Origin of the sequence: Streptomyces sp. NPDC052101 (genome assembly GCF_040680235.1) — a bacterium.
Classification (GTDB): Bacteria; Actinomycetota; Actinomycetes; order Streptomycetales; family Streptomycetaceae; genus Streptomyces.
The window spans coordinates 243,713-266,415 of the sequence record NZ_JBFAWH010000008.1; the positions used below are offsets into that span (position 1 = coordinate 243,713).

Annotated in this window: 22 protein-coding genes; 3 read left to right on the top strand and 19 right to left on the bottom strand. The window is 70.8% G+C overall.

Translation table 11 applies throughout. The features are described 5' to 3' along the window. Window positions 1-112: 112 nt before the first annotated feature. Both AB0L75_RS17435 and AB0L75_RS17440 read right to left on the bottom strand, forming a co-directional pair. Window positions 113-1,927 (bottom strand): ABC transporter permease/substrate binding protein, encoded by a 1,815-nt coding sequence (locus tag AB0L75_RS17435; RefSeq protein ID WP_365181638.1) that lies wholly within the window; start codon window positions 1,925-1,927, stop codon window positions 113-115. After that, on the bottom strand, window positions 1,920-2,996 hold the full coding sequence (locus AB0L75_RS17440; RefSeq protein ID WP_365181640.1) for a glycine betaine/L-proline ABC transporter ATP-binding protein: 1,077 nt from the start codon (window positions 2,994-2,996) through the stop codon (window positions 1,920-1,922). The genes AB0L75_RS17435 and AB0L75_RS17440 overlap by 8 nt, the downstream gene beginning before the upstream one ends. Before the next feature lie 202 nt (window positions 2,997-3,198). Here AB0L75_RS17440 and AB0L75_RS17445 point away from each other — a divergent pair, with 202 nt between their 5' ends. Together AB0L75_RS17445 and AB0L75_RS17450 are read left to right on the top strand one after the other, a co-directional pair. Further along, entirely contained in the window at window positions 3,199-4,119 is a 921-nt protein-coding gene (locus AB0L75_RS17445; protein WP_365181642.1) for a 5'-3' exonuclease, read from the top strand. Window positions 4,120-4,230: 111 nt separating this feature from the next. After that, window positions 4,231-5,076 carry a siderophore-interacting protein gene (locus AB0L75_RS17450; RefSeq protein ID WP_365181643.1) on the top strand — a complete coding sequence of 282 codons (846 nt, stop codon included), beginning with the start codon at window positions 4,231-4,233 and terminating at the stop codon, window positions 5,074-5,076. Between the two features lie 13 nt (window positions 5,077-5,089). On the opposite strand, the gene AB0L75_RS17455 is transcribed toward AB0L75_RS17450, so the two are convergent. The 5 genes from AB0L75_RS17455 to AB0L75_RS17475 all read right to left on the bottom strand — a co-directional run bounded on the left by AB0L75_RS17455 (window position 5,090) and on the right by AB0L75_RS17475 (window position 9,387). After that, on the bottom strand, window positions 5,090-6,028 hold the full coding sequence (locus tag AB0L75_RS17455; RefSeq protein ID WP_365181645.1) for a 5'-nucleotidase: 939 nt from the start codon (window positions 6,026-6,028) through the stop codon (window positions 5,090-5,092). 11 nt (window positions 6,029-6,039) lie between these two features. Next, the gene (locus AB0L75_RS17460; RefSeq protein WP_365181647.1) at window positions 6,040-6,816 is read right to left on the bottom strand and encodes an ABC transporter permease; all 777 of its coding nucleotides are present in this window, start codon (window positions 6,814-6,816) and stop codon (window positions 6,040-6,042) included. After that, entirely contained in the window at window positions 6,813-7,820 is a 1,008-nt protein-coding gene (locus AB0L75_RS17465; protein WP_365181649.1) for an ATP-binding cassette domain-containing protein, read from the bottom strand. The genes AB0L75_RS17460 and AB0L75_RS17465 overlap by 4 nt, the downstream gene beginning before the upstream one ends. Window positions 7,821-8,078: 258 nt before the next feature. Next, on the bottom strand, window positions 8,079-8,699 hold the full coding sequence (locus AB0L75_RS17470; RefSeq protein ID WP_365181651.1) for a PadR family transcriptional regulator: 621 nt from the start codon (window positions 8,697-8,699) through the stop codon (window positions 8,079-8,081). A 106-nt stretch (window positions 8,700-8,805) separates the two neighbouring features. Beyond that, on the bottom strand, window positions 8,806-9,387 hold the full coding sequence (locus AB0L75_RS17475) for a GNAT family N-acetyltransferase (RefSeq protein WP_365181653.1): 582 nt from the start codon (window positions 9,385-9,387) through the stop codon (window positions 8,806-8,808). Between the two features lie 66 nt (window positions 9,388-9,453). Between AB0L75_RS17475 and AB0L75_RS17480 the strand changes: the two genes are divergently transcribed. Further along, entirely contained in the window at window positions 9,454-10,401 is a 948-nt protein-coding gene (locus AB0L75_RS17480) for an RluA family pseudouridine synthase (protein WP_365181655.1), read from the top strand. A gap of 19 nt (window positions 10,402-10,420) precedes the next feature. Here AB0L75_RS17480 and AB0L75_RS17485 read toward each other — a convergent pair whose 3' ends face one another. The 12 genes from AB0L75_RS17485 to AB0L75_RS17540 form a co-directional block, all read right to left on the bottom strand. Further along, window positions 10,421-11,908 (bottom strand): cytochrome P450, encoded by a 1,488-nt coding sequence (locus tag AB0L75_RS17485; RefSeq protein WP_365181657.1) that lies wholly within the window; start codon window positions 11,906-11,908, stop codon window positions 10,421-10,423. Window positions 11,909-11,959: 51 nt separating this feature from the next. Then, window positions 11,960-12,580, bottom strand: coding sequence for an ATP/GTP-binding protein (locus AB0L75_RS17490; protein ID WP_365181659.1), 621 nt, complete (start codon window positions 12,578-12,580; stop codon window positions 11,960-11,962). Next, entirely contained in the window at window positions 12,561-12,977 is a 417-nt protein-coding gene (locus AB0L75_RS17495; protein ID WP_365181661.1) for a DUF742 domain-containing protein, read from the bottom strand. Before AB0L75_RS17495 ends, AB0L75_RS17490 begins: the two co-directional genes overlap by 20 nt. Next, complete coding sequence (locus tag AB0L75_RS17500) at window positions 12,974-13,378, bottom strand: roadblock/LC7 domain-containing protein (protein WP_365181663.1); 405 nt, start codon at window positions 13,376-13,378, stop codon at window positions 12,974-12,976. Before AB0L75_RS17500 ends, AB0L75_RS17495 begins: the two co-directional genes overlap by 4 nt. Next, window positions 13,375-15,045: an ATP-binding protein gene (locus AB0L75_RS17505; protein ID WP_365181665.1), complete on the bottom strand. Its 1,671-nt coding sequence runs from the start codon at window positions 15,043-15,045 to the stop codon at window positions 13,375-13,377. Before AB0L75_RS17505 ends, AB0L75_RS17500 begins: the two co-directional genes overlap by 4 nt. A gap of 394 nt (window positions 15,046-15,439) precedes the next feature. Beyond that, on the bottom strand, window positions 15,440-18,292 hold the full coding sequence (locus AB0L75_RS17510) for a DEAD/DEAH box helicase (RefSeq protein WP_365181667.1): 2,853 nt from the start codon (window positions 18,290-18,292) through the stop codon (window positions 15,440-15,442). 85 nt (window positions 18,293-18,377) lie between these two features. Beyond that, on the bottom strand, window positions 18,378-19,322 hold the full coding sequence (gene tatC, locus AB0L75_RS17515) for a twin-arginine translocase subunit TatC (protein ID WP_365181669.1): 945 nt from the start codon (window positions 19,320-19,322) through the stop codon (window positions 18,378-18,380). A 47-nt stretch (window positions 19,323-19,369) separates the two neighbouring features. Beyond that, complete coding sequence (gene tatA / locus AB0L75_RS17520) at window positions 19,370-19,657, bottom strand: Sec-independent protein translocase subunit TatA (protein ID WP_069781847.1); 288 nt, start codon at window positions 19,655-19,657, stop codon at window positions 19,370-19,372. A gap of 240 nt (window positions 19,658-19,897) precedes the next feature. Further along, window positions 19,898-20,092: a hypothetical protein gene (locus AB0L75_RS17525; RefSeq protein WP_365181671.1), complete on the bottom strand. Its 195-nt coding sequence runs from the start codon at window positions 20,090-20,092 to the stop codon at window positions 19,898-19,900. A gap of 42 nt (window positions 20,093-20,134) precedes the next feature. Further along, the gene (locus AB0L75_RS17530) at window positions 20,135-20,395 is read right to left on the bottom strand and encodes a hypothetical protein (RefSeq protein WP_365181723.1); all 261 of its coding nucleotides are present in this window, start codon (window positions 20,393-20,395) and stop codon (window positions 20,135-20,137) included. A 197-nt stretch (window positions 20,396-20,592) separates the two neighbouring features. After that, window positions 20,593-21,585: a WYL domain-containing protein gene (locus AB0L75_RS17535; RefSeq protein ID WP_365181673.1), complete on the bottom strand. Its 993-nt coding sequence runs from the start codon at window positions 21,583-21,585 to the stop codon at window positions 20,593-20,595. Between the two features lie 14 nt (window positions 21,586-21,599). Beyond that, window positions 21,600-22,553 (bottom strand): WYL domain-containing protein, encoded by a 954-nt coding sequence (locus AB0L75_RS17540; protein WP_365181675.1) that lies wholly within the window; start codon window positions 22,551-22,553, stop codon window positions 21,600-21,602. Window positions 22,554-22,703 lie beyond the last annotated feature (150 nt).

Here is a 22,703-nt window from a genome sequence, read left to right on the forward strand (position 1 = left end):
GGACGTCCTCCCGGACAGGGGTGAATATGCCGATCAGCTGGGCCGGGCACCCATCCTGGCCAAGGTTCGCCACGATCTGTGATTGACCGGATTCCTGCCGTACTCGGTCAGGTCACCCGGCCGCCCGGCCGCGGGCGTCGTTCCTGGCGACCGGGGCCCATGTGTCGACCAGGCCGGGGTTCTGCCGCAGCCAGCTGCGGACGGCGTCCTGCTCCTGGCCCTTGCCTGCCTGCTGGATCCGCGCCTCCAGGCTCGTGAGCTGCTTCTCGGTCATGGAGAAGTTCCTCAGCCAGCGTCCGACCTGCGGATTGTCCTGCGTGAAGCCCTTGCGGGAGAGGGTGTGCACGCCGTCGCCCTTGCCCCAGGCGCCCTGGGGGTCCTTGAGCTTCTTCAGGTCGTAGGTGTTGTAGGCCCAGTGCGGGGACCACAGGGTGACGACGACCGGCTCCTTCCTGGCGTAGGCGCGCTTGAGCTCGGCGAGCATGGCCGGGGTGGAGCCGTCGATCACCTCGTACGTGCCCTGCAGGCCGTACTCCTTGAGGACCTTGCTCTTGAGCAGGCCCATCTCGCCCGCGCTGGGCTCGATGCCGACGATCTTCCCGCCGAACTCGGAGGCGTGGTCCTTCAGGTCCGCCAGGGAGTTCACGTCCTTCACATACGACGGGACGGTCAGCTCCAGGGAGGTGGGGCCGAACCACGAGCCGAGGTCGTCCAGCTGCTTGCCGTACTTCTTCCAGTACTCGGCGTGGGTGGTGGGCAGCCAGGAGTCGGTCTCGAAGTCGATCTGGCCGGTGGCGAGGCCGGTGTAGAGGGGGCCGGCCGCGTACTGGGTGGTGGTGACCTTGAAGCCGCGTTCCTCCAGGATCTCCTTCCAGAGGAAGGTCGAGGCGACGCCCTCGTCCCAGGGGATGTAGCCGATCTTGATCTCCTTGCCCTTGCCGACGTCGGTGCCGGAGGCCTCGGAAGTGCCGTTCGAGGAGCCGAAGATCCCCATCCCGCCCGCGACGAGCGCGAGGACGACCACGCCGACGACGGCGACGGCCGGGCGCGGACGGTACGTCCACGCGCGCGTGGGCGCCTTCGCGGCGGCCCTGCGGCCCAGCGGGGAGAGCTGGGTGCCGAGCGCGCCGGTGATCCGGTCCAGGTAGATGGCGAGGACCACGATGCCGACGCCCGCCTCGAAGCCGTAGCCGATGTCGAGCTGGCCGATGGCCTCGTTCACGGCGCCGCCGAGGCCGCCGGTGCCGACCATGCCGGCGATGACGACCATGGACAGGCCCAGCATGATCACCTGGTTGACGCCGGCCATGATGGTCGGCAGGGCGAGCGGCAGCTGGACGCGCCACAGGATGTCCCGCGGGGTGGTGCCGAACGCCTCGGCGGCCTCGACCAGTTCGGCGTCGACCTGGCGGATGCCCAGCTCGGTCATGCGGACGCCGGGGGCGAGCGCGAAGATCAGGGTGGCGACGACACCGGCGGCGGTACCGAGGCCGAAGAACAGCATGGCCGGGATCAGCAGCACCATCGACGGCATCGTCTGGAGCAGGTCCAGAACGGGTCGTACGACCGCGCTGACCGCCTTGGAGCGGGCCGCCCAGATGCCGAGCGGGAGCGAGATCACCAGCGCGATCACGGTCGCCACGAGGACCAGGGCGAGCGTGGACATGGCCCGGTCCCACAGGGCGAGCGAGTCGACGAGGGCGAATCCGGCGAAGGCGAGGACACCGGCCAGCAGTCCGCGCAGCCACCAGGCGATGACGGCGAGGATGCTGGCCATCAGCAGCGGCTCGGGCGCGCCGAGCACGGCGTCGATGCCGTTGTACATGCCCTCCATGACGGTCTTGATGGCGTCGAAGAGCCAGGAGAGGTGGTCGACCAGCCAGTTGACGCCGGAGTCGACCCAGTCGCCGAGGTGGATCCTAGGCACGGCTGATCACCTTCCCGTCCGGGTTGTCGCAGGGCGCGGCATCGGCCGTCTCGTCGCCGAGGAAGCCGAGCAGCCGCTGCCTCGGGACGACACCGATGACCCGGTTCGCCTCGTCCACGACGGAGACGCGGTGGGACAGCCGGGCGCTGATGGCGCACAGCTTCGTGAACGGCGTCTCGCGGGTCGCGGTCTCACAGCCGCACAGGGGCGCGTCGGCCGTGACCGAGGTGTCCATGAGGGCGCCCGCCGTCAGCACGCGGGAGCGGTCGACGTCCTGGATGAAGGAGGCGACGTAGTCGTTCGCGGGGCGCAGCAGGATGTCCTCGGCGGTGCCGGTCTGCACGACGCGGCCGTCGCGCATGACGGCGATGCGGTCGCCGAGGCGCATGGCCTCGTTGAGGTCGTGGGTGATGAAGACGATGGTTTTCTTCAGCGTCTTCTGGAGTTCGAGGAGCTGGTCCTGCATGTCACGGCGGATCAGCGGGTCCAGGGCGCTGAACGACTCGTCCATCAGGAGCAGGTCGGCGTCGGTGGCGAGGGCGCGGGCGAGGCCCACGCGCTGCTGCATGCCGCCGGACAGCTCGTCGGGCCAGGAGTCCTCCCAGCCGGCCAGTCCGCACAGGGCGAGCGCCTCGTCGGCGCGGCGCTCGCGCTCGGGTCGGGGCACGCCCTGCACCGCCAGGCCGTAGGCGGCGTTGTCGCGGACGCTGCGGTGCGGGAACAGCGCGAAGTGCTGGAACACCATGCTGATCTTCTTCGAGCGCAGCTCGCGCAGTTCGCGGGCGGTGAGCCGGGTCAGATCCTGGCCGTCGAAGCGGACGCTGCCCGCGGTCGGCTCCAGCAGGCCGTTGAGCATGCGCAGCAAGGTGGACTTTCCGGAGCCCGACAGACCCATGACGACGAAGATCTCGCCCGCCTCGACCCGGAAGGAGGCGTCGATCACGGCGGCGGTGGTGCCGTCGGCGCGCAGCTCCTCCCGGTCGGCGCCCTGCCGCAGGCGCTGCACCGTTTCGTCCGGTCGTCTGCCGAACACCTTGAACAGGTGCTCGGCCTCAAGCCTCGATCCCACGCGTACCTCTCGTCTCGATGACGGAACAGGGAGACGAAGAGTCGCCGACAGTCGGAAAGAGCAACCCCCCTCGCTCCGGGGCGGCGCCTGCCCAGGTCAAGAGAGGGCAAACCGAGCAGTGGCCGGGCTCACGGCGATGCGCATCACGCAACGCGTTCCGGGGCGAAGGGCGCCTGTCAGTGCCGTACGGCATGATGCGAGCGTGACCGGACGACTCATGCTCCTCGACACCGCATCGCTGTACTTCCGCGCCTATTTCGGCGTCCCGGACTCCGTGAAGGCACCGGACGGCACGCCGGTGAACGCCGTGCGCGGGCTGCTGGACTTCATCGACCGGCTGGTCAAGGACCACCGGCCGCAGCAGCTGGTGGCCTGCATGGACGCCGACTGGCGGCCGCAGTGGCGGGTGGACCTCATCCCCACCTACAAGGCGCACCGGGTCGCCGAGGAGCACGAGGGCGCCCCGGACGAGGAGGAGGTGCCCGACACCCTCTCCCCGCAGGTGCCGGTCATCGAGGACGTGCTGGACGCGCTCGGGATCGCCCGGGTCGGCGTCGCCGGCTACGAGGCGGACGACGTGATCGGCACGTTCACCGCACGCGCCGAGGGCCCGGTGGACATCGTCACCGGCGACCGCGATCTGTACCAGCTGGTGGACGACGTGCGCGGGATCCGGGTGCTGTACCCGCTCAAGGGCGTCGGCACGCTGCAGCTGACCGACGAGGCGGTGCTGCGCGAGAAGTACGGAGTCGACGGTCGGGGGTACGCGGATCTGGCGCTGCTGCGCGGCGACCCGAGCGACGGCCTGCCGGGCGTGGCCGGGATCGGCGAGAAGACGGCGGCCAAGCTGCTCGCCGAGTTCGGCGACCTGGACGGGATCATGGCGGCGGTGGACGACCCGAAGGCGAAGCTGACGCCGTCGCAGCGCAAGCGGCTCACCGAGGCCCGGCCGTATGTGGCGGTCGCGCCGAAGGTGGTCCGGGTGGCCGCGGACGTGCCGCTTCCGGACATCGACACGGCCCTGCCGCACGCCCCGCGCGACCCGGCGGCGCTGGAGAAACTGGCCGGGCGATGGGGGCTCGGCGGCTCCCTGCAGCGGCTTCTGACCACGCTCACCGGATGACCTTGATCGGAATATTCCGGCAAAAGCCTCTCCCTCACCACCCGGAGAAGAGGTGTTCCCTGGAGGCGGATGCTAACTTAGGTAAACCTAACCAACTTGCAGGAGGCCGTGATGGCAGAGCGTCCGGGACGTAAGCCGCGCCAGACCCGCACCGCCCAGGTGGTCCGCACCGAGCGACTGACCCCGCACATGCAGCGGGTGGTGCTCGGCGGCGAGGGCCTCACCGACTTCGCGGCGGACACCTGCACCGACCACTATGTGAAGCTGCTCTTCGGCCCCGCGGGCATGACCTACCCGGAGCCGTTCGACCTGGAGCGGATCCGCGCGGAGTTCCCTCGGGAGCAGTGGCCGGTGACCCGGACGTACACCGTGCGTGCCTGGGATCCCGGGCACCGGGAGCTGACCCTGGACTTCGTCGTCCACGGCGACGAGGGCCTGGCAGGCCCGTGGGCCACCCGGGTGCAACCGGGCGAGACCGTGCGCTTCATGGGCCCCGGCGGCGCCTACGCCCCCGACCCGGCCGCCGACTGGCATCTGCTCGCCGGTGACGAGAGCGCGCTGCCCGCGATCGCACGGTCCCTGGAGGCCCTGCCCGCCGGCGCCCGCGCCCATGCCTTCGTGGAGGTGTCCGGCCCCGAGGAGGAGCAGAAGATCGACTCCGATGTGGAGGTCGTCTGGCTGCACCGCGGGGACCGGCCGGTCGGCGAGGCACTGGTGGAGGCCGTGCGCGCGCTCCGGTTCCCCGAGGGCCGGGTGCACGCGTTCGTGCACGGCGAGGCGGCCTGCGTCAAGGAGCTGCGCCGGCTGCTGCGGGTGGAACTCGACCTCCCGCGCGAGGACCTGTCGATCTCCGGCTACTGGCGCCTCGGCCACAACGAGGACGGCTGGCAGGCCTCCAAGCGGGACTGGAACGCCCGTATCGAGGCCGAGCAGGAGGGCGGCGCGCAGGCCGCGTGAGGGCGGTCCGCCCTCAGGGTGCCGTCTCGTTGAGCTTGCCGAAGGGGATGTGCACGCTGGGCGTGGTCCGGGACGCGCTCTCCAGGTGGGTCACCTGGTCGTCGAAGAAGATGTGCGGTCGGAGCACCTTCAGGACCGCGCCCTTCTCTATCCCGCCGAGGAAGAAGGCGCCGTTGACCCGCACACCCCACTGCTTGAGGCTCCGCACGGCCCGTTCGTGCGCCGGCGCGTTGCGCGCGGTCACGAGGGAGACGTGCACCCGGCTCGGGTAGCCCGGATCGATCGCGCGTCGCTCCTCCTCCCGCCGCTGTATCCGGTTCACTCCGGCGAGGAAGTCGCGCAGCGGCCCGGGGTCGTGCGGGGTCGCCGCGTTACGGGCCTCGTGCGCGCGGAACTCCTCCAGACCGTCGGCCTGGTAGACCCGCTCGGCGGCGTCGGTGGCGAGCACCCCGTCGAAGTCGAAGGCGATCCGCAGCTCGCGGTCGGCGGGGTCGTCGGCGTACGACGATCCGAGCACATGCCCGGCCGGCAGACCGGCGGCGACCGCCTCGCGCACGTCGTCTCCGTTCGCGGACAGGAACAGCGACATGTTCAGCGCGGTGATGAACGCATGCGGCGCTCTGCCCTGCATGAACACGGCCCGGCTGATGGGCAGTTCATGGGCCTGGATGGACCGCATGACCCGCAGGCCGGTGTCGGGGTCGTTGCGGGAGAGGATGATGACCTCGACGAGCGGATCTCCCGGCTCGCCGAGGTCGTTCAGCGACAGCAGCCTGCGGATGAACGCGAACGCGACCCCGGGCCGGAGCGTCGCGTCCACGTTCTCCTCCTGGTAGGCCCGGTAGGCCTCCTCGCCCTGCTCGCGGAAGACCGCGTCCGACTCCCGCAGATCGAACAGGGCGCTGGAGGCGACACCGACGACGAGTCGGTCCGCGAGGTCATAGGCGGGCATGCCCTACATCATCACACCGACCTCTGGTAGGAGCGGACCGTGCGGATCGACAGCCACACCGCCGCGATCGCGAGCGCGAGCAGCGCGCCGCCACGGCTGAGGACGGCAGCCCGGTCCGGATCCCCGGACATCGCCGAACGTCCCGCCACCATCGCCCAGTTGAGCGGGTTGAAGTCGGCGATGTGCCGCATCCAGCCCGGCATCTGCGAGGGTGCCATGAAGGCGCTGGAGAGGAAGGTCAGCGGCAGCAGGAGGAAGGTGTTGATGCCGATGATCGACTCCCGTTCGCGCACGAGCATGCCGAGCGCGTTGGACAGGGCTCCGAAGACCGTGCCGAGCAGTACGGCGGCCAGCACGAGGATCGCGATGCCGCCGATGCCGCCGGGGTAATCGGCGCCGCCGAGCAGGCCGAGCAGCACGATGACGACCGACTGGAACACGGTGACCAGGCCGTTGTTGACGACATTGCCGTTCATCAGCGCGGCCCGGCTGACCGGGGTGGTCAGGAACCGGTCGAGGGTGCCGCGCTGGATCTCCTCCAACGTGCCCATGCCGGCCCACATGCTGGAGCCGAGCGCGCTCATCACCACGACACCGGGCACCAGGTAGTCCAGATACGAGGTGGTGCCGAAGCCGCCCAGCTCGACGACCTTCTTGAACAGGTTGCCGAACAGGAACAGCCAGATCACCGGCTGGATCAGGGTGATGACCGCGTAGGCGGGCTGCCGGGCGAACACCCGCAGCTGGCGCTGGGTCATGTACCAGGTCTGGGTGAGGGCGTTGCTCATCGCGCATCTCCTGTTCCGGTCAGGACGGTCTGTGCCTCGGCCTCCGCGTACCGGCGCCCGGCGTGCCGGAGGTAGACGTCGTCCAGTGAGGGCCGGGCGACGGTGGCGGAGGCGACGGTGACCCCGGCCCGGTCCAGCGCGGCGAGCAGCGCGGGCACCGCGGCCGCGCCGTCATCGGCGCGGACGCTGATCCGGCGCCCCTCGCACAGTGCCTCGTGCACTCCGGGCAGGGCGGTGAGGGCGCCGGTGAGCGGGGTGCGCCCGGCCTCGCCGACCGGCTCGTCCAGCTCCATGTGCACGGCGTCGCCGCGCAGTTCGCCCTTGAGGGCGTCCGGGGTGCCCTCGACCACGATCCGGCCGCGGTCGACGATCGCGATGCGCTCGGCGAGCCGGTCGGCCTCCTCCAGATAGTGCGTGGTGAGCAGGATCGTCAGACCGTCCTGGCCGGCCAGCCGGTCGATCTCCTCCCACATCGCGGTGCGCGCCTCCGGGTCCAGTCCGGTGGTCGGCTCGTCCAGGAAGAGCACCTCGGGCCGGTGCACCAGCCCGAGGGCGACGTCGAGACGGCGCCGCATGCCGCCCGAGTAGCCCTTGACCTGCCGGCGGGCGGCGTCGGCGAGGGCGAACCGCGCCAGCAGCTCGTCCACCCGGCGGTTCAGCGCCGCGCCGCGCAGTCCGTAGAGGCGGCCCTGGAGTTGCAGGTTCTCCCGGCCGGTCGCGACCGGATCGGCGCCGGAGTGCTGGGCCACCACGCCGATCGCGCGGCGCACCCGGTCGGGGTGGCGCAGCACGTCGTGCCCGGCGACGGCGGCGGTGCCGGAGTCGGGGCGGGCCAGCGTGGTGAGGATCTTGACGGTGGTGGACTTGCCGGCGCCGTTGGGGCCGAGGAGCCCGAAGACGGTGCCCGGTGCCACGGTGATGTCCATGCCGTTGAGGGCGGTGATGTCACCGGGATAGGTCTTGACGAGTCGGCGCGCCTGCACTGCGGGCGCAGGAGTGTTCATGACGGCTGCTCTCCTGAATGAGCGGATGACGGACGATCCGCCGAGCGAGCGGACCATGGACGATCCGCTGAGCACGCGGACCGTGGAAGATCCGCCGAGCGCGCGGATCACGAAGATCCGCGTGAAGAGCGCCGGGCTATCCTGGGTGTGCCGCACCTCGATCGCCCGGAGCCGCCGCACGGCGGATCCGTTTCGGGGTTCGCGACCCCGGCGGAGCTGCTGCAACAGCCCTGCCGGGGTCGGCTTTCTCTGCTGGGTTCAGCTGAATTCGGCCGGCAGCTCCCCTGTCTCGTGGTAGCGCCGCCAGCCGTCCACGCCCGGCAGCGTGCCCTTCTCGATCTCCTCCAGGAAGCCGCGGACCCAGTCGGTCTGCGCCTGGAGCATGTGCAGCTGGTACTCCGTCTCCACGAGGAAGAGCCGCGGAAGGGTCTCGTACAGCTTCTCCAGCGCGCCGCGCCCGCTGGCCACCTGCACCTCCAGCGTGCTCAGCCGCTCCTGGAGCAGCCGCACCACGTCATCGGGGTGCAGGACCCCCATGACGGACAGGGCGGTCTCGAAGATCGGGAACTCCTTGACCGGGACGGCCATCAGGTCCGACAGCCACTCGGTCAGCTCCTCGCGCCCGGCGTCGGTGAGCCCGTACACCGTGCGCTCGGGGCGGTTGCCCTGCCGCTCGACGTCGGTCACCTCGACCAGGCCGTGCTTCTCCAGGCTCTGCACGACCGTGTAGAGCGAGCCGTAGTTGATCTTCGTGCTGCTGTCCTTGCCCTGGCGGCGCAGGGTCTGGGCGATCTCGTACGGGTGCATGGGCTTCTGCCACAGGGTCGCCAGCACCGCGAGTGCCAGCGGGTTGCCGAGCTTGCGCCGCTTCACGGCCATGACGATCACCTCGCTCCCGAATATCCGTGACCGAACATATCGCGTCCCGCATGCGGGGGCAATACACACGATGTATCGCGTTCGACGGGACGGTCCGAGGGCTGGGTCAGTCCCCGCGGACGCGCGCGTGGAGGTGCATGTCGTGCCAGCCGTCCGGATGCAGCAGGGCGCTGCGCTTGGTGCCCTCCGCGGCGAAGCCGGCCTTCACGGCCACGCGGCAGGAGGCCTCGTTGGCGGTGGCGTGGGAGAGTTCGAGGCGGTGGAAGCCGACCTCGTCGAACGCCCAGCGGGACAGGGCGGTGGTGGCCCGCACCGCGACACCCCGGCCCCGCGCCCGGGCGACCGTCCAGTACGCGACCTCGGCGCAGCCGTCGCCGAGCAGCATCTGGCGCAGTGCGACCCGGCCCCGCAGTTCGCCGGTGTCCGCGTCCACGACGGCCCACTGGGCCTCGGTCTCCTCCTTCCAGCCGCTCACCCACTGCGTGATCCAGCCGGCGACCTCCTCCTCGGAGTCGGCGGCCCGGATGTGCCACTGGTGCATCAGCGGATCCTGGAAGGCGGCGTACACGGCGGGCGCGTCCTGCGGCTGCCAGGGGCGCAGCAGCAGGCCGTCGCCGGTGGGAAGGGCGGGCTGGGCGGTGCGGGCGAGCGTGCCGGCGGGCACGACCGGGCTGATGAGATACGGCATGATCCACATCCTGCCGACCGCCCGACCCGCACCGCACCCACTTTGCGCCTCGTACCCTTGACCACGATGAGACGCCGTACGCCACCCCCGCCCGCCCCGCTCCCCCAGCGCGACGGTGTCGACCCGGTGCGGGTGCGGCTGCCGTACGGCGGGGCGTGGGCCACCGTGCGGGAGCATCTGGTGGAGCGGCTGACGGGGGCCGGGCCCGGAGTGATCGCGTCGATGTTCGACGACGGGCTGGTCGTCGGCGCCGACGGGCGGGCGGTGGCGCCGGACGCGCCGTACGAGCCGGGGATGTTCGTGTGGTTCCACCGCGAGCTGCCGCCCGAGGTGCCGGTGCCGTTCCCGGTGGACGTGCTCTACCAGGACGCGCACATCGTCGTCGCCGACAAGCCGCACTTCCTCGCCACGACCCCGCGCGGCTCCCATGTCGCGCAGACCGCGCTGGCCCGGCTGCGGCACGAGCTGGGCATCCCGGAGCTGACCGCCGCGCACCGCCTGGACCGGCTGACGGCGGGTCTGGTGCTGTTCACGGTGCGGCCGGAGGAACGCGGTACGTACCAGACGCTGTTCCAGGACCGGCGGGTGCGCAAGGAGTACGAGGCGATCGCCCCGTACGATCCCGCGCTGGTCCTGCCCCGGACCGTGCGCAGCCGGATCGTGAAGGAGCGCGGGGTGCAGGCGGCCCTGGAGGTCGAGGGCGAGCCGAACGCCGAAACATATGTCGAACTGGCCGGGCACCGGGGCGGCCTCGCCCGCTACCGGCTGGTCCCGGCGACCGGGCAGACCCATCAGCTGCGGGTGCACCTGAACGCGCTCGCCGTGCCCATCCTCGGCGATCCGCTGTATCCGGAGGTGACCGGCCCGGTGCCGGCCGGCGACTTCCGGCGTCCGCTGCAACTGCTCGCGCGGAGGCTGGAGTTCACCGATCCGGTCACCGGCAGGGAGCACGCGTTCGTCAGCGGACGCGTGCTCCGGGCATGGTCGTCCTACGGCAGCTGGGCCGAGGAGTAGGACAGGCCCTGGCCCCCGGTCACTCTCCGCGCCACCAGCGGAGCACGCGGCGCCACAGGCCCCGGGGGCGGGCCGGTTCGGGTGCCGTGGGGTAGGGCACCGGCGCGGCGGGGGGCGGCGTGGCGGGGCGTGGCTCGGGGGCCGGGGCCTGCTCGGTGCGCGGGGTGCCGACCTGCCAGGTGGAGCGCTGCGCCGGGACGGCCATGGGCCGCGGCGGAAGGTTGACGTCCTGCTGCGGCTTCGGTTCGAAGCGCACGGGCAGGGCCACCAGGTGCCGGGAGGCGATGGACGAACGCCAGCGCAACTCCGCTTCCGGGCAGTCGAGTTGGATGTCGGACAGCCGCATCAGCAGCGCGTCGACGCCGACGTCGGCGATGGCGCGGCCGATGTCCTGTCCGGGGCATTCGTGCGGGCCGCCGCCGAAGGCGAGGTGGGAGCGGTTGCCCTGCATGCTCGCGGACAGGTCCGGGCGGATGTGCGGGTCGAGGTTGCCCGGCGCGGGCGCGAAGAGCAGCCCGTCGCCCTTGCGGATGCGCTGCCCGCCCAGCTCGGTGTCCTGCTTGGCGTAGTAGCCGAGGACGGTGCTGAACGGCGGCTCGTCCCACAGGGACTGCTCGATCGCCTCCGGCACGGTCATCTGGCCGCCGCTGAGCTGGGCGCGGAAGCCCGGCTCGGTCAGCACCATGCGCAACGCGTTGGCGAGGAGGTTCGCGGTGGCCTCGTAGGCCGCGAAGAGGACGAGCCGCAGGTGTTCGCGGACCTCGTCGTCGCCGAGTCCGGCGGGGTGGGTGACGAGGTGGCTGGTGAAGTCGTCCTCGGGCCGGGCGCGCCGCCGGGTGGTGAGCCGGCTCAGCGCGTCCATGACGTAGGTGTGGCTCTGGATGGCGGTCTCGGTGCCCTTCAGGGCGTCCCGGGCGGCCTGCACCATCCGGTCGTTGTACTCCTCGGGCATGCCGAGGATCTCGCACATGACGGCCATCGGCAGGTGCTCGGCGAACTGCGAGACCAGGTCGGCCCGGCCGAGTTCGCAGAAGCTGTTGACCAGGCCCTGGGTGTAGCGGCCGATGTGGCGGCGCAGGGTGCGCTGGTCGATGGTGGCCATGGCCGAGGTGACCGCCGCGCGCAGCCGCTGGTGCTCGTCGCCCTCGGCGTGCGAGCAGATCGGCTGCCAGGCGATGTGCGGCATGAGCGGGTGGTCGGGCTTGACCATGCCCTCCGCCAGCGGACTCCAGATCCGGCTGTCGCGCGTGTACAGGGAGGGGCTGCGCACCAGGTGCAGGTTCTCGGCGTGCCCGAGGACCACCCACATCGGTACGTCCTCGTGCAGCAGCACGGGCGCCACGGTGCCGTGCTGCTCCCGCAGCTGCTCGTAGAGGTCGCCCAGGTCCTGCGCGCCGGGGCCGTAGAGCCGGTGCACACCGCCGGGGCCGAGGTCGTGCGCGGGGCAGCCCGGCGGCGGGCCGGCGGTGGGGTCTGTGTCGGTCAGCGGGGAGGAATCAGACGTCACGGTGTCGCTCCGGAACGGGAAGGTGTGGGGGTCGGTCGGCTGCGGATCGGGTCAGGTGAGGGCCCGGGACAGGGCGATGGAGTGCAGGAAGCGCATCAGGGTCAGCAGTACGTCCCTGCTGGAGGCCCGGCGGCGTACATCGCACTCCATGATCGGGATCTCCGGGGTCAGGTCGAGTGCGGTGCGCAGTTCCTCGACCGGGTAACGGGGCGCGTCCGGGAAGGTGTTGACGGCGACGACGAAGGGGACGCCGCGTTCCTCCAGCCGGCCCATGACGTCGAAGCTGACCTCCAGACGCCGGGTGTCGACGAGGACGACCGCGCCGAGCGCGCCTTCGAACAGCCCGTTCCACAGGAACCAGAAGCGCTCCTGGCCGGGGGTGCCGAACAGGTAGAGCACCAGCTTGTCGGTGATGCTGATGCGGCCGAAGTCCATGGCCACGGTGGTGGCCGTCTTGGATTCGGAGCCGTAGTTGTCGTCCACGCCGATACCGGCCTGGGTCATGGTCTCCTCGGTGGTCAGCGGTCTGATCTCGCTGACGGAACCGACCATGGTGGTCTTGCCGACGCCGAAACCGCCCACGATCACGATCTTCACCGCTGTCTCGGCCGTGTGCGGCAGATGATCCTCGGTGCGCGGGCCGGGGATGGTGTCAGAGCCTTTGAAGTCCATGCATCACCGCTTCGAGGATGGAACGGTCGGGAACCGCCTGACGGGCGATCGGGGCGCGCACCTGGACCAGTTCGGCCGTGATCAGCTCGGTGATCAGGACGGTCATCGCGCTGAACGGCAGGTTCAGGTAGGCCGACAGCTCGGCCACGGACAGGGGGTTGGCACAGAGCCGCAGCACCGCGGCCTGCTCCGGTGAGGCGGCCGTCCGGGACGCGTCGCGCGCCACGATCAGCGTCACGAGGTCGAGTTCGGCGCGTGCGCCGTCCTCGGATCCGGCGACCGTGTACAGCCGTTCGGGGTTCTTGGGCTCGGCCTCGCCGTCCGCCGGCTTGGGCGCCGGGGGCTGCGGAGGCGGCAGGGGTTTCGGCTCGCGCCGTTTGCGTTGCGGAGGAGTCATACGGTCTGCCCGTTCCGCCGGGGCGGACTCGTCAGATGGGCGCCGATACGGACGACGAGGTCGCGCATCATGCCGCTCATCCGGCCCGGCTCACAGGTCACGTCGGCGAGTACGGCGAGGTAGGCGTTGTCGCCGGCGTTCATGAGGTAGAAGTAGCCGCCCTCGATCTCGAACACGACGACCTTGATGTCACCGGCGCCGGGCAGCTCCTGGATGATGGCGCCGGCCAGGCTCTGTACGCCGGCGCAGGCGGCGGCCACCCGGTCGGCGGCGTCGGGGTCTCCGCCGTAGCGGGCGATGCGCAGTCCGTCCGCGGAGAGGACCACGATCATCTCGATGCCCGGCACGCCGTCGTTCAGCTGCTTGAGCATCCAGTCGATGTTGCCTCGCTGCTGGATCACTTGAGGTCCCCCTCGTCGTCGGCCCCGGTGGCGGCCTCGGTGGCGGTGTCCGAATCGTTGAGCAGATGTACGTACTTTTCCGGGTGCAGCGTGAAGTCGGTCAGTTCGGGCCCGGTGGCGTCCTCGGGCATGCCCTTGCGCAGGCCCGCCCAGAACTCCTCGATCCCCAGGCCGGGCGGCCGCTCCCTGAGCCTCTTGATCTCGGGGTCCATCTCGGGCTCGGGCTTGGCTTCGGCCTTGGTCTGCGACCAGATGGTGGGCTTGCCCTCGCGCTCGGCGCGCTCGACCTCGGCCGCTTCGGCGAAGCGCTGGCTCAGCGGGGTCTTCATCCGGCTGCGGCGCTGCGGCAGACCGCCCGCCGTCCATTCGGTGACGACGGGGATGTCGTCCTCCATGGAGATGCCGGCCGGGATCTTGGGGCTGGTGGGGCGGCGCTTCTTCGGCGGGCGCTTGGGGCCCTCGACGGCGCCGAGCGCGGCCATCGGGGTGCCGGTGGCACCGATGCCGTGGGCGGCACCGACACCGGGCTCGGTGGTCGTCATCACGCGCGGCACGATGAGGATCGCGCGGACACCGCCGTAGGCGGAGGCCCGCAGCGAGACCTCCATGTCGAACATCTTGCACAGGCGGCCGACGACGGCGAGGCCGAGGCGCGGGTTCTCGCCGAGGTTGTGGGCGTCGTCGAGGTTCTTGGCGTCCTCGATCATCTGCTCGATGCGGGCGCGGGACTCCTCGGTGAGGCTGACGCCGGCGTCCTCGATCTCGATGACGATGCCCGTCTGCACCTCGGTGGCGGTGACGTGCACCTTGGCCGTGGGCGGCGAGTAGCGGGTGGCGTTGTCGAGGAGTTCGGCCGCGGCGTGGATGACCGGCTCGACGGAGGTGCCCTTGATGTTGATGTTGACGATGGAGTTCAGCTGGATGCGCCGGTACTCCAGGATGCGCGACATGGCGCCGCGCAGCGTGCTGTACAGGGAGACCGGCAGCGGCCACTGGCGGCCGGGGCGGCCGCCGCCGAGGACGGAGATGGTGTCGGCGAGACGGCCGATCAGCGAGGTGCCGTGGTCGATGCGCAGCAGGTCGTCGAAGACCTCGGGGTTGCGGCCGTGGTCCTCCTCCATCTCCCGCAGTTCGTTGGACTGCTGGTGGACGATGGCCTGGACGCGGCGGGCGATGCTCACATAGGAGCGCTCGGTGGCGTCGCGCATCGAGATCTCGTGGTCGGCGCCGCGCAGCGCGGCGTAGGCCATCTGGCGGTACATGTCCGGCAGGACGCGCAGTTCGGGGTCGGTGTCGTAGATGTTGGGCAGGACGTCCCGGAGCGGTTCTCCGGCACGCAGCCGCAGCAGACCGGTGGGGATGATGTCGGTGGCGAACTTCTCGATCAGCTCGTCCTGGGCGGCGATCCGGTGCTGCAGATACGCGGCGTGACGGGCGTGCTCGGCCTGTTCCTCGCGGATCGTGCGGCCGCGACGGGCGGCCTCGGCGCCGGTGGCGAGGAGCAGCAGCACGGCGAGTGCCCCGACCGCGCCTACGGCGATCCGGGCCGACACCGGTGCGAGGGCGGCGGCCGCCCCGGTCGCGGCGGCCATCAATATGGCCGGCGGCAACAGCACACGCGCATAGGGACGTTCACGGCGGCCGGGAGGCTTCTGAACACTCACCATGGATGCCTTCTGGGACGAATCGGCTGGGTGTCGGGAGAGCTTTTTGGGGGAAGGTTCATGGAACTGATGGGATCTATCGCATGATTGGGAACAGGCGCACGAATTCACCTCAACTCGGTGCGCCGCGGGCGAGCTTAGTCCGACCGGATCATCGCCGTGTCATATTCGGCAAGCACCTGAAATCGCCCCCACAGCAGCGGTACGCTCATCCTCATTTACACACTCAGCTGCGATTCGAACACGTTCGGTAACGGCGAGTGGGCATGCGAAAGCGACTCACCGTTACGAGTGAGCAGAGGGTCAACTAAGCCAGGGGCGCGGGGCTGTGTCGATATGCGGCTCCGCCGCGTGGGCGCGACCAGCCACAGTCCGCCCGCGCCCGCGACACGACAGGTCACCCCACAGACGAGTAGGCGACCACACCCCGCAGCAACTGATCAACGGCCTTGCGCGCAGCCTTCGCCACGGTCGACCCCTCCGCGGGAGCCGCCGCCGAGATCTGCCCCAGCACGTCGATGACCTGCTTGCACCACCGCACGAAGTCCCCCGCGGGCATCTCCGCCTCGCGCAGCACCTCGTCGAGCCCCTTGCCCGAGGCCCACATGTACGCGGCCCAGGCGAAGCCGAGATCGGGCTCGCGCTGTCCGACGCCCTCGGTCTGGTTGATCCGGAACTCCTCCTCCAGACCGTCGAGCCGGCCCCAGATCCGGACCATCTCACCGAGCACGGCCTTCGCCCTGCCCGAGGGCAGCTTGGGGGCCATCGCGTCGTCGCCGACCCGTGCCTCGTACACCAACGCCGAGACGCATGCGGCGAGTTCGGCCGGGCCGAGCCCCTCCCAGACGCCCTCGCGCAGGCATTCGCTGGCCAGCAGGTCGAGTTCGCCGTACAGCCGGGCGAGTCGCTTGCCGTGCTCGGTGACCTCGTCGCCGCGCAGATAGTCCAGTTCGGTCAGCAGGGCCACGATCCGGTCGAAGGTCCGTGCGATGGTGTTCGTACGGCCCTCGATACGGCGTTCCAGCTGTGAGGTGTCGCGCAGCAGCCGGTGGTACCGCTCGGCCCAACGGGCGTGGTCCTCACGGTCGTTGCAGCCGTGGCAGGCGTGGGCCCGGATCGCCGTGCGCAGCCGGGCGATCTCGCGGTCGTCGGCGGCCTGGGAGCGATTCCTGCGGGCCCGCTCCGGCGGGATGTGCCCGGCCTTGGCGCGCAGCGCGGAGGCCAGGTCCCGGCGGGACTGCGGAGAGCGCGGGTTGAACGACTTCGGGATCCGCATCCGGTCCAGCGGCTCGACCGGCACCGGGAAGTCCATCGACGCAAGCCGCTTGACCTGCCGTTCGGCGGTCAGCACCAGCGGGCGCGGGCCGTCGTGGTGGTCGAAGCCGCGGTGGCCGTTGGAACGGCCGGCCGGCAGCCCGGGGTCCAGCACCAGGGCCAGACCGGCGTACTTGCCGGTCGGGACGTGGATGACATCGCCCGGCTTGAGTCTCTCCAGGGCGCCGGCGGCCTCGGCCCGCCGCTGGTTGACACCCTGCCGGGCCAGCTCGGTCTCGCGGTCCTTCAGCTCGCGGCGCAGCCGCGCGTACTCCTCGAAGTCGCCGAGGTGGCAGGTCATGGAGGCCTTGTAGCCCTCCAGCCCCTCCTCGTTGCGCTGCACCTGCCGGGAGATGCCGACGACCGACTTGTCGGCCTGGAACTGTGCGAAGGAGGTCTCCAGCAGCTCGCGCGAGCGGTGCCGGCCGAACTGCTCGACCAGGTTGACCGCCATGTTGTACGACGGCTTGAAGCTGGAGCGCAGCGGGTACGTACGCGTGCCCGCGAGACCGGCCAGGTGCTCGGGGCTCATCCCGCGCTGCCACAGCACGACCGCGTGGCCCTCGATGTCGATGCCCCGGCGGCCGGCGCGGCCGGTCAGCTGGGTGTACTCGCCGGGGGTGATGTCGGCGTGCTGCTCGCCGTTCCACTTGACGAGCTTTTCCAGCACCACCGAACGGGCGGGCATGTTGATGCCGAGCGCGAGGGTCTCGGTCGCGAACACGGCCTTGACCAGGCCGCGGACGAACAGCTCCTCGACGACCTCCTTGAACGTCGGCAGCATGCCCGCGTGGTGGGCGGCGATACCGCGCTCCAGGCCCTCCAGCCATTCGTAGTAGCCGAGGACGTGCAGGTCCTCGGAGGGGATGGCGGCGGTGCGCTCCTCGACCAGGGCGCGGACCTGGTCCCGCGCCTCCTCGTCGTTGAGTCTCAGTCCCGCGTACAGGCACTGCTGTACGGCGGCCTCGCAGGCGGCGCGGCTGAAGATGAAGGTGATGGCCGGGAGCAGGCCCTCGGAGTCGAGGCGTTCGATGACCTCGGGGCGGCCCGGCGTCCATACGCGCGAGCGCTGTCTGCGCTCCCGCTCCCGGTCGGCCTCGCGCATCGCCCGGCCGCGCCTGCGGTCCTGGTACGACGGTCTGGTGGCCTCCATGCGGGCCAGGCGGGCGAGGTCGGGGTTGACGGCCTTCTTGTGGCCCTCGCCCTCCTCGAACAGGTCGTACATCCGGCGCCCGGCGAGCACATGCTGGAACAGTGGCACGGGCCGGTGCTCTGCGACGATCACCTCGGTGTCGCCACGGACGGTGTCCAGCCAGTCACCGAACTCCTCGGCGTTGGACACGGTCGCGGACAGCGACACCAGGGTCACCGACTCGGGAAGATGGATGATCACTTCTTCCCAGACGGCGCCGCGGAAGCGGTCGGAGAGGTAGTGCACCTCGTCCATGACCACATGGCCGAGGCCTAGGAGGGTCTGGGAGCCGGCGTACAGCATGTTCCTGAGGACCTCGGTGGTCATCACGACCACCGGGGCTTCGGAGTTCACGCTGTTGTCGCCGGTGAGGAGGCCGACCTTGTCGGTGCCGTAGCGCCGGCACAGGTCGGCGTACTTCTGGTTCGACAGCGCCTTGATGGGTGTCGTGTAGAAGCACTTCCTGCCCTGCTGCAGGGCGAGGTGGACGGCGAACTCGCCGACAATCGTCTTGCCCGAGCCGGTGGGGGCGGCCACCAGCACGCCCTTCCCCGCCTCGAGCGCCTCGCACGCCTCGATCTGGAAGGGGTCGAGGCCGAAGTCGTACATCTCGCGGAAGGACGCGAGCGCGGTGGCCTGCTCGGCTGCCCGCCTGCGGGCTGCCGCGTACCGCTCGGCCGGTGAGAGGTCCTCTGTCATCGTGCTTTCGAGCGTACCGGGCCCCACTGACAACCGGACGATCATTATCCCGATCGTGCACTTCGCGACATGACGCTGCCCCCGTCCACCTGGGCGGGGGCAGTGTGCGTGAGGTGCTGTGGGTGCGGGATCAGGTCACGTCGTCGTAGCCGTTGACCCGGTCGGTGCCCGACTGCTCGGGCAGGGCCCGGGTGGCCGAGACGGACTCGATCTCGCCGATGTCCTCGGGGGTGAGGTCCAGCTCGGAGGCCTCGTCGTCGGCGGGACCCTCGCCCTCACGGCGCGCCCGGCGCCGGTCGTTGATCAGCGAGATGGCCACGGCGATGAAGAACAGCGCCCAGATCGGCGCCGCCAGCGCCAGCATCGTGCCCGGGTCGGGGCTGGGCGTGGCCACGGCCGCGAAGGCGGCGATGCCGACGATCATGCCGCGCCACCAGCCGAGCATGCGCCGGCCGGACAGGACTCCGGTGAGGTTCAGCATCACCAGCAGCAACGGCATCTCGAAGGCGAGCCCGAAGACGACGATCATGCGGGTGACCAGGTCGAGCAGCTCATCCAGCGGCAGCAGGTTCTCCGCGCCGCTGGGCGTGAGGTCGATCAGCACCTTCGCCGTCATCGGCAGCACGTTGTAGGCGAGGTAACCGCCGCCGAGGAAGAGCGGGAAGCCGAATCCGACGAACGCGTAGGCGTACTTCTTCTCGTGCCTGTGCAGACCGGGCGCGACGAACGCCCACAGCTGGTAGAGCCAGACCGGAGCCGCCAGCACGACGCCGGACATCAGCGCGACCTTCAGGGCCAGGGTGAACGGCGCCAGCAGGCCACTGACCGTGAGGTGCGCGCAGTGCGCGTTCTTGCTCTTGGCCAGCTCCCCGAACGACTGCCCGCAACCGACCGTGTCGAGCACCGGCTGGGTGATGAAGTTGATGATGTCCTTGTAGAAGAAGGCCGCCACGACCGCGACAACGACGATCGCGAGCATTCCCTTCGCGAGCCGGTTGCGCAGCTCACGCAGGTGATCCGCGAGCGGCATCCGCCCCTCGGGATCTCTCTCCTTCTTGCGGGCAGGCTTGGGCAACCCACATCCTCATCTCGTGCAACGGACCGGATGCCCCGGTCCTCGCGTCAGCGCTGGGTCGTCGTGTCCGTCGGCTCGTTGACCGGCCGAGAGCTGGTCACATCGCCGGGCGACGCCTGGATCGTGCGCTGCGCCGGGGCCTGCTCCTCGGCGGGCTGGGCGGAGGTGGTCGACTGCTTGCCGTCGTCCTTCATCGCCTTGGCCTCGCTCTTCAGGATGCGCGCGGACTTGCCGAGCGAGCGGGCCATGTCCGGAAGCTTCTTGGAGCCGAACACGAGGACGATCACCAGAACCAGAAGCACCAGGTGCCACGGCTCAAGTGCGTTGCGGAACATAAGTCTTCACCTTCTCACTGAGGCGGGGCGACGGGGCATGTCCGACTGGTCGGACAAGTGTCTGACCATCGTGCTGGCAGCGATCGTATCGCCCGGGGGTGAACGTAGAACAATCCCCGTGCGTACTCCCGGCTCCCTCTGCGGACCGCGCCTCGTTCTCCGGGCCGCGACCACGAGCGTACCTGGCCGGACCGACAAGGTGACAGGGCGAAGTGACCCAAAGCGCATGACGTAAGGCAATCACAGGGCATCCGCGGCACGGGCCGCGCTGGTGGCCGCCCGCTCCAGCTCCTCGGCCGCCCTGCTGATACGGCGCGCGGAATCCGTGACCTGCTGCCCGAGGCTCCGCGCCGCCAGGAAGACCCGGACGGCGAGCACCCCCAGCACCGTAAGACCCAGGAAACCCACCGCTACCGCGAACATCGGCCAGAACATGATGTCGAGACTAGACCGTCCCACAGCCGGGACCGCAGCCGCCTACACCGTGGAGTGCAGCCGCAGCGTCCGGACGCCGCCGCCGGTGAGCAGCTCGACGATGCGCTCCCCCGCGGGCTTGCGGACGGCGACGCCGCACTCGGGGCAGGTGAAGGAGTAGAACGTGGTCCGGCTGCTGGCGCCGATGGCGAGGCGCAGCGCGCTCGCGGCGAGTTCGAAGCGGCCCCGGCAGTCCGGGCAGCCCGCCTTGAACATCACCGGGACCACTCTTCTCATCCCGGCGAAGGCCGCCCCCACCGTCATCTCGCCCGCACCGGACACCGGAGACTCGCTCACAGCTCTCGCTCCTTCTTCTGGTCGTTCGCCGGCCGGCGATGCGCTGGCGCTCCGCTGGGCAGGCCGCGGTGCGCCGTCCTTCGCCTGCGGCGCCGTCGCCGCTGGTCGGGCGGTTCCCCGCGCCCCGGGTGCACCGCGCCGCTGGTGCGGTGCGCCCCGGCAGCTCACTCCGGCGGTGCCGTGTCGTACGCCGCCAGTGCCTCCGCGGCCGCCCTCCGGGCGCTCTCGGCCAGGTCCGGCGGCGAGACGATCCTGCCGTCACGGCCGAGCCGCAGTGCCAGCCTGCGCAGCGAGGCCGGATCGGGGGTGCGCAAAGTGATACGCAGACCGCCGTCGGGAAGCTCATCCGCGCTGTCGTGCGGGTAGTACTCGGCCACCCAGCGGCCGCCCGGGCCGACCTCGGCCACGACCTCCGGGTCCTCGGCGGCCGGCTGCACCAGGGCCTCGGACAGGTCGCGCAGCTCCATCTCCGGGGGCGCGGACGGCTCGTCCAGGATCCTGATCTCGGCGACCCGGTCGAGCCGGAAGGTACGCCGGGCCTCGGAGCGGCGGCACCAGGCCTCGACATAGGTGTGTCCGACGCTGACCAGGCGGATCGGGTCGATCTCGCGCTCGGTGACCTCGTCGCGGGCCGGGGAGTAGTAGCGGATCCACAGCCGGCGGCGCTCGGAGATCGCCCGGTCCACGTCGGCGAAGACCCCGCCCTCGGACTCGAACGTCACCGAGAGCCGGGCGCTGGCGCCGGCCGCCTCACCGGCGGCGGCCTCCACCTTGGCGGTGGCCCGCAGCAGCGCCTGGCGGTCGCCCTCGCGCAGCCCGGGCAGGGTGGCGACCGCGCGGGCGGCCACCAGCAGGGCCGTGGCCTCGTCGGCGGCGAGCCGCAGCGGCTCGGCGGCCTCCTCGCCGAGCGCGGCCGGGTTGTGCCACCAGATGCGCTCGCCGTCGGTGTCGATGTCCAGCAGATCGCCGCCGCGGAAGCTGGTGCCGCACATGGGCAGCAGATCGAGGTCGGCGACCAGCTCGTCCTCGGTGATGCCGAAGGCACGCGCCACGTCCGCGATCCGCGCACCGGGGCGCTCCCTGAGATAGGTCACCAGGGAGAGCATCCGCCGGGTCTGGTCGATGGCGTTCACGGGCCTGACCGGTTTGCCTGCCACAGTCCTGCTCCCCCTCAGCCCTTGGCCACGGCACGCAGCCGGTCCACCACGTCCGCGCGCAGCTCGGCCGGCTCCAGGACCAGCACGTCCGGCCCGAACTCCACCAGCCAGGCGTCCAGTCCGTGCCCGTACGGAATCTCCAACTCGTCCCAGCCGTCGCCGAGTTCCCGCACCCGGGTCGCCTTCGCCCGAAGGGGGTAGCCCGCGCCGGAACGCAGCCGGATCAGGGCCGTGCCCTCGGCGATCTCGCCCGCCCAGCTCGCGACGGTCTCGCGCACGGTGACGACGTCGGGCACGGGAGCGGTGAAGCCCGTACCGCGCGAGCGCACCCGGCCGGTGATCCTGGAGAGCCGGAAGACCCGCTCGGCACCCCGGTCCCGGTCGAAACCGGCCAGGTACCAGTGGCCGCGCCAGCACTCCAGCGCCCACGGCTCCACATGGCGGGGCTCGGGGTGGGCGGCGGAGGCCTTGCGGTAGTCGAAGACGACCGGACGGCGGTCGCGGCAGGCCAGCATCAGCGGCTCGAACGCGGCCTCGTGCACGGGGATGCGCGGCTCCAGGGCGCCGTGCGCCTCGTACGGATCGACGTCCTCGGGCAGGCCCGCGGCGCGCAGCTTCTGCAGTGCGCCGCTGGCCGCGCCGGCCAGGCGCGCCTGCTGCCAGACCTTCGCGGCGAGGCCGAGGGCCGCGGCCTCCTCGGCGTCCAGGGTGATGGGCGGCAGACGGTTGCTGTCGCGGCGGGCGAGATAGCCGACCTCGCCGTCCAGGTTCTCGACCGTCTCGATGACGAGGCCCAGCTCGCGCAGGTCGTCCTTGTCCCGCTCGAACATCCGGTTGAAGGAGTCGTCACTGCCCGCTTCGAGGTAGGCCTCGATGGACGCACGCAGCTCCCGCTTGCTGAGTGGCCGCCGTGTGCCGAGCAGACACAGCGCGAGGTTCATCAGCCGCTCGGCCTTGGCAATGGCCATCGACGCCCTTCGCCTTTCCTCTGATGCTTCCGAGCGATGACCGTACCGCTCCGGAGTGCGGTGGCAAAAGCCGAGGGCCCATGCCCGGACAGGCATGGGCCCCAGGTGGTCGGATCCGGTCGGACCCGGCCGGACGATCAGGCACGGATC

Coding starts and splice junctions, on each gene's coding strand:
- AB0L75_RS17510 (WP_365181667.1), bottom strand. CDS start 18,292: ATGATCGTCCGGTTGTCAGTGGGGCCCGGTACGCTCGAAAGCACGATG.
- AB0L75_RS17540 (WP_365181675.1), bottom strand. CDS start 22,553: ATGGCCATTGCCAAGGCCGAGCGGCTGATGAACCTCGCGCTGTGTCTG.
- AB0L75_RS17450 (WP_365181643.1), top strand. CDS start 4,231: ATGGCAGAGCGTCCGGGACGTAAGCCGCGCCAGACCCGCACCGCCCAG.
- AB0L75_RS17495 (WP_365181661.1), bottom strand. CDS start 12,977: ATGACTCCTCCGCAACGCAAACGGCGCGAGCCGAAACCCCTGCCGCCT.
- tatA (WP_069781847.1), bottom strand. CDS start 19,657: ATGTTCCGCAACGCACTTGAGCCGTGGCACCTGGTGCTTCTGGTTCTG.
- AB0L75_RS17530 (WP_365181723.1), bottom strand. CDS start 20,395: ATGACGGTGGGGGCGGCCTTCGCCGGGATGAGAAGAGTGGTCCCGGTG.
- AB0L75_RS17475 (WP_365181653.1), bottom strand. CDS start 9,387: ATGCCGTATCTCATCAGCCCGGTCGTGCCCGCCGGCACGCTCGCCCGC.
- AB0L75_RS17470 (WP_365181651.1), bottom strand. CDS start 8,699: ATGGCCGTGAAGCGGCGCAAGCTCGGCAACCCGCTGGCACTCGCGGTG.
- AB0L75_RS17525 (WP_365181671.1), bottom strand. CDS start 20,092: ATGTTCTGGCCGATGTTCGCGGTAGCGGTGGGTTTCCTGGGTCTTACG.
- AB0L75_RS17455 (WP_365181645.1), bottom strand. CDS start 6,028: ATGCCCGCCTATGACCTCGCGGACCGACTCGTCGTCGGTGTCGCCTCC.
- AB0L75_RS17480 (WP_365181655.1), top strand. CDS start 9,454: ATGAGACGCCGTACGCCACCCCCGCCCGCCCCGCTCCCCCAGCGCGAC.
- AB0L75_RS17505 (WP_365181665.1), bottom strand. CDS start 15,045: ATGGTGAGTGTTCAGAAGCCTCCCGGCCGCCGTGAACGTCCCTATGCG.
- AB0L75_RS17465 (WP_365181649.1), bottom strand. CDS start 7,820: ATGAACACTCCTGCGCCCGCAGTGCAGGCGCGCCGACTCGTCAAGACC.
- AB0L75_RS17460 (WP_365181647.1), bottom strand. CDS start 6,816: ATGAGCAACGCCCTCACCCAGACCTGGTACATGACCCAGCGCCAGCTG.
- AB0L75_RS17490 (WP_365181659.1), bottom strand. CDS start 12,580: ATGGACTTCAAAGGCTCTGACACCATCCCCGGCCCGCGCACCGAGGAT.